The organism is Terrabacter sp. P5_B1 (assembly GCF_056400505.1).
Window position 1 is genome coordinate 1 of record NZ_JBFULD010000295.1, and the last position, 5,331, is coordinate 5,331.

General features: G+C 71.6%; 4 protein-coding genes and 1 pseudogene. All 5 read right to left on the minus strand.

The features are described 5' to 3' along the window. Positions 1-822 (minus strand): annotated as a pseudogene (locus AC1DP0_RS17560) (PucR family transcriptional regulator); the annotation flags it as partial. A 92-nt stretch (positions 823-914) separates the two neighbouring features. Further along, complete coding sequence (locus AC1DP0_RS17565; RefSeq protein WP_478086828.1) at positions 915-1,622, minus strand: class I SAM-dependent methyltransferase; 708 nt, start codon at positions 1,620-1,622, stop codon at positions 915-917. Positions 1,623-1,631: 9 nt separating this feature from the next. Then, a complete protein-coding gene (locus tag AC1DP0_RS17570) occupies positions 1,632-2,828 on the minus strand; it encodes an ABC transporter permease (RefSeq protein ID WP_478086831.1) in 1,197 nt (398 codons plus the stop codon). Further along, positions 2,825-3,772, minus strand: a complete 948-nt coding sequence (locus AC1DP0_RS17575; RefSeq protein ID WP_478086835.1) for an ABC transporter ATP-binding protein — start codon at positions 3,770-3,772, stop codon at positions 2,825-2,827. The genes AC1DP0_RS17570 and AC1DP0_RS17575 overlap by 4 nt, the downstream gene beginning before the upstream one ends. A gap of 53 nt (positions 3,773-3,825) precedes the next feature. Continuing rightward, complete coding sequence (gene argG, locus AC1DP0_RS17580; RefSeq protein WP_478086838.1) at positions 3,826-5,250, minus strand: argininosuccinate synthase; 1,425 nt, start codon at positions 5,248-5,250, stop codon at positions 3,826-3,828. Positions 5,251-5,331 lie beyond the last annotated feature (81 nt).

A 5,331-nucleotide genomic window follows, 5' to 3' on the forward strand; every position in this document is an offset into this window, starting at 1 on the left:
GCTCAGTGCCGCTCGGGTCGAGCGGCCAGCGGCGAAGAGATGCGGCACCGTGGGCCCGAGCACGATCGGGCCGGGCCCGAAGCAGTCGGCGACGGACCCGACGACCCGCGCCGCCTCGCGCGTGCCGCCGAGGATCGCGATGAGGCGCGACCGCTGCACGATGGCCAGCGCTTCGACGCCGTGCTGGCGGACGGACCGGCGAAGGTCGTCCACGGCCGGGACCGCGCCACCGGAAACCGCAGGCGTGCTGCCCACGACGAAGGTCACGTCGGCGACGTCGCCCCAGCCGAGGGCACTCGCCCGCGACTGCATCGAGTCGTCCGCCTCGCCGCGCAGCACGGCATCCACGACGAGAGCCTCCAGGCGGGCGTCCCACGCGCCGCGGGCCTCGGCCGCGCCGGCATACACCTCGGCGGCGGCGAAGGCGATCTCGCGCGAGAAGCGCAGGACGGACTCACGCAGCAGCTGCTCGTCGCCGGGACCCGCGAGGCTCTCGACGCGCGACTCGACGACGTCGACGACGGTGCGCACGAGGTCGAGGGTCTGGCGCAGGCTCACCGACCGGGTCAGCTCCTGGGGGGCGTTGGCGAAGATCGAGATGGCGGACGGCGGGTGGCTCTCCTCCTGGTGGAACCACGCGATGAACTGCGAGATGCCGGCCTGCGCGACGAGTCCGACCTGCGAGCGCTCCTCGGCGGAGAGCTCGCGGTACCACCTCAGGTGCTCCTCCATGCGCTGCGACGCGAGCGTCGAGAGCTCACCGGAGCTGCGCTCCACGGCGCGCGAGGTGGCCTCGCTCGGGTGCTGCCGCGGTCCGCTCACGGTGCCAGCCTAGGACGGTCCGCGTCGCGATTTTGTATGCCGTTCACAAAACGCCCAACGGTGCGTGCACCTACCCGGGTCGCGCGGCGAGGTCAGCGGGCCGTGAGGACCGCGGTGTGGCCGGCATACGCCCTCGGTCCGTCGAAGTGGGGGAGGGACCCGGCGAGGGCGGGGGAGAACGTCGCGAGGTAGGCGCAGGCCGCGTCGTGGTCGGCGAAGGTCGCCCGCGTCTCGATGTCGCGCTGGTCGACGTGCTCGAAGTGCCTGCCGAGGATCTCGGCCGCGTTCTCCGACGTGAACTGGGTGACGAGCGGGTCCCCGCCCGCGTCGCGGAGCAGGTCGGCGAGGTGCTCACTCCCGTTGGTCGCGACGTGCAGCGTGCCCCCGGCGCGGAGGACCCGGCGCACCTCACGCAGCGCGCCGTCGAGGTCCGGCACGTGGTAGAGCATCCAGGCGGCGACGGCGCCGTCGAACGAGCTGTCGGCGAAGGGCAGGTCGTCGGCGGGTGCCACCTCGGCGGTGACGCCGAGCGCGCGCGTGGCCTCGACCATGGCGGGGGAGAGGTCGGTCGCGACGTAGCCGACGTCCGGCGCCTCGTCGAGGACGGAACGAGCGAACTGACCCGTGCCGCAACCGACCTCGATCAGCTGCCGGGGCCGGGTGGACACGACGAGGGTCCGGAGGACGTCGACGGGCGACACACCCTCGGGCCCGGGCCCCCAGACGTTCCGGCGGGTCTCGAGGCGGTCGACACTCGCATACTGCCGGCCGACGAGGCCTCGGTCCGTCATCTCGCGCATCGGTGGACCCTATCGGGGCGCCCTGTGTCCGGACCTCCCACCGCGTCGGAACAGCTCGCGCAGGCGGACGCGGTGCCCGGTGATGACCAGGGCCCGGCGGTAGACCGTCGAGGCGAGCCACACACACCCGAGCCCGGTCAGGGCCGTGAGACCGAGGGCCAGCAGCAGCTGGTAGACGGGCACCTCGCCGGCGGCCCAGCGGATCGGCATCGTCAGCGGTGCGGTGAGGGGGAACAGCGACACGGCGACGCTCAAGGTCGAGTTCGGGTCGCCCATGACGAAGGTGACGCCGAGCAGGTAGCCCGCGATGATGAGCGCGGTCACCGGCAGGACCGCGGTCCCTGCCTCCGTCACCTTGTCCACGAGCGCTCCTCCCGCGGCGTAGAGGAAGGCGAAGAGCATGAAGCCGAGGACGAACCACGTGATCGCGAGGGCCAGGTCGGGAGCGGCCATCGCGGGCAGCCAGGACGAACCGGTCGCCGTCGCGCCGACGAGCAGCGGCACGGACAGGACGAGCAGCTGGATCGTCGCGACGGTCGCGACGGCAAGGACGGTGCCGACGAGGATCTGGCTGGGGCGAAGGACGGCGAGCAGGACCTCCGAGATGCGGCTCGCCTTCTCCGTCGCCACCGTCATCGAGATGATCTGACCGCTGAAGAGCAGAGCCAGGTAGAGCACGAGGCCGACGGCGAAGCCCACGCCGGCGCGGCCCGTGTCCTCCACGGGCGCGACGAACACCTGTTCCGGGGGATGCACGGAGTCGAGCTGGGACACCTGTCCCGGGGTCAGGCCGAAGCTGGTCAGCAGGCGGCGCGACTCGATCCGGACGAGCGACTGCGCGACGACGCTGGGGAACGCGCCGGCCGTTCGCTCGGCGACGTACATCTGGTCCCCGGCGAGGCCCACCGTCGCCTCGCCGTGCTGGACCGCGGACCTGACCCCTGCGTCGTCGGTCCGAACGACGTAGGTCGTCCGGCTACCGGTGGCCCGAGCCGCCGCGTCCAGCGACGCGGTGAGCTCGGCCGGCGCTGGACCGACCGTGGCCAGCGTGTAGGTCGTCGGTCCGGCGGTGACGAGCTTGGGCACGAGCACGGCGCCGATGGACAGCAGCAGCATCAGTGCCGTCACGATCTTGAAGGTCTTCGAGCGCAGCTGCTCCCTCAGGCCCCGGCCGAGGACGAGTGCCATCCCGTGCCACCAGGTCATCTCGACCTCCCCTCGAACGCGGCCGCCGCCTCCGGCGCGTCCGGCGCGCCGGCCGGACCCACCGACTCCAGGAAGAGCTGTGAGAGCGAGGGCAGGTCGAGCCCGAAGTCGTCCACGCGTCCTGCGGCTCGGGCGCCGTCGAGCACGTCGAGCGGGTCGGTGCCCCGGGGGACCGCGATCCGCACCTCGTCGGCCTCCTCGCTGACGACGGTGGCACCGGGGAACCGGGCCAGCCACTGCCGGTCGGGTGCATGGACGTTGAGTCGGAGCTGCACGCCGGTCGAGGCGGCCCGGAGGCTCACGAGCGGCCCACGCAGGACGATGCGCCCCTCGTTGACCATGAGGATGTCCTCGCACAGGTTCTGCACCAGGTCCAGCTGGTGGCTGGAGAAGAGGACGGTGCAGCCGGACCGGGCTCGCTCGCGCAGGCTCTGGGACAGCTCGGCCACCGCCACCGGGTCCAGTCCCGCGAACGGCTCGTCGAGCACGATCACCTCGGGCTCGTGGACGAGGGCGGTGGCGAGCTGGAGCCGCTGCTGCAGACCCCCCGAGAGCTTGTCCGTGCGCTGGTCCCAGCGCTCCGCCATGCCGAGCTCGGCGAGCAGGTGACGGGCTCGCGCGATCGCCTCCGCGCGGGACAGCGCGTGCAGCCGGCCGAAGTAGACGACCTGGTCGCCGACCTGCATGCCCGGGTACAGGCCCCGCTCCTGCGGCATGTAGCCCCAGTGCTGCCTGGCCTCGCTGTCGACCGCGATCCCGCGCAGGCGCACCTCGCCACGGTCCGGGGTCAGCACGCCGAGCATGATCCGCATCAGCGTGGTCTTGCCGGCCCCGTTCGGTCCGAGCAGCCCCGTGAGGACGCCAGGGGTGATCTCGAAGCTGACCCCGTCGAGCGCCACCCGGTCGCCGTAGGAGTACGCGACGTCGCGGACCTCCATGGCCATGCATCCACGCTAACGCCGCGAGCGCCCGGCCAGGACGCCCGGCGGGAAACGGGTCAGTCGGTGCCGAACTCCATGGCGGCGCGGTCGAGCGCGTCGTCCTGCTCGTCGACGCCGAGCGCGGCGGGGTTGGCCGAGATCGCCGCCGCGCCACCGGGCGTGAGCTCACCCACCAGCTCGTGGGCGTCGGTGCCGAGGAGGCCCTGGGCGGCGTACAGCTCGAGCTTGGCGCGCGAGTCGGCGATGTCGAGGTTGCGCATCGTCAGCTGCCCGATGCGGTCGACGGGGCCGAACGCGGCGTCCTCGGTGCGCTCCATCGAGAGCTTCTCGGGGTGGTAGCTGAAGGCCGGCCCCGCGGTGTTGACGATCGACCAGTCGTCGCCGCGCCGCAGGCGGATCGTGACCTCGCCGGTGACGGCCGAGGCGATCCAGCGCTGGAGCGACTCACGCACCATGAGCGACTGCGGGTCGAGCCAGCGGCCTTCGTAGAGAAGGCGGCCCAGCTTGCGGCCCTCGGCGTGGTAGTTCGCGATCGTGTCCTCGTTGTGGATCGCGTTGAGGAGGCGCTCGTAGGTGATGTGGAGCAGCGCCATGGCCGGGGCCTCGTAGATGCCGCGCGACTTGGCCTCGATGATGCGGTTCTCGATCTGGTCGCTCATGCCGAGCCCGTGACGGCCACCGATGGTGTTGGCCGCGTCGACGAGCGCGACGGCGTCGGCATACTCCTGGCCGTTGATGGCGACCGGGCGACCGCGCTCCCAGCGCACGGTGACGTCCTCGGTCTCGATCGAGACCGAGGGGTCCCAGAACTTGACCCCCATGATCGGCTCGACGACCTCCATGGACTCGCTGAGGAACTCGAGCGTCTTCGCCTCGTGCGTGGCGCCCCAGATGTTCGCGTCGGTGGAGTAGGCCTTCTCCGCGGACGCGCGGTAGGGCAGGTCGCGGGCGGTCAGCCACTCCGACATCTCGTGGCGGCCACCGAGCTCGGTGACGAAGTCGGCGTCGAGCCACGGCTTGTAGATGCGCAGGTGCGGGTTGGCCATGAGGCCGTAGCGGTAGAACCGCTCGATGTCGTTGCCCTTGAAGGTGGAGCCGTCGCCCCAGATCGAGACGCCGTCCTCCTGCATGGCGCGCACGAGCAGCGTGCCGGTGACGACGCGGCCGAGCGGCGTGGTGTTGAAGTAGGTCTTGCCGCCGCTGCGGATGTGGAAGGCGCCGCACGCGATGGCGGACAGGCCCTCCTCGACGAGCGCCGTCTTGCAGTCGACGAGGCGGCTGATGTCGGCGCCGTACTGGCCCGCGCGGCCCGGGACCGAGTCGATGTCGGGCTCGTCGTACTGCCCGAGGTCGGCCGTGTAGGTGCACGGCACCGCGCCCTTCTCGCGCATCCAGGCAACAGCAACAGAGGTGTCGAGGCCGCCGGAGAAGGCGATGCCGACACGCTCACCGACAGGGAGCGACGTGAGGACCTTGGACATGGATGTAAGTATATGCACACCGACGCATACCTATCCAATTGCGTATGCCGTGTGCTCGGCGGCCGCGCCGCTGGTCCGGGC

Excerpts from the sequence above, each read along its gene's own strand:
- AC1DP0_RS17565 (WP_478086828.1), bottom strand. The coding sequence starts at position 1,622 with ATGCGCGAGATGACGGACCGAGGCCTCGTCGGCCGGCAGTATGCGAGT.
- AC1DP0_RS17570 (WP_478086831.1), bottom strand. The coding sequence starts at position 2,828 with ATGACCTGGTGGCACGGGATGGCACTCGTCCTCGGCCGGGGCCTGAGG.
- AC1DP0_RS17575 (WP_478086835.1), bottom strand. The coding sequence starts at position 3,772 with ATGGCCATGGAGGTCCGCGACGTCGCGTACTCCTACGGCGACCGGGTG.
- argG (WP_478086838.1), bottom strand. The coding sequence starts at position 5,250 with ATGTCCAAGGTCCTCACGTCGCTCCCTGTCGGTGAGCGTGTCGGCATC.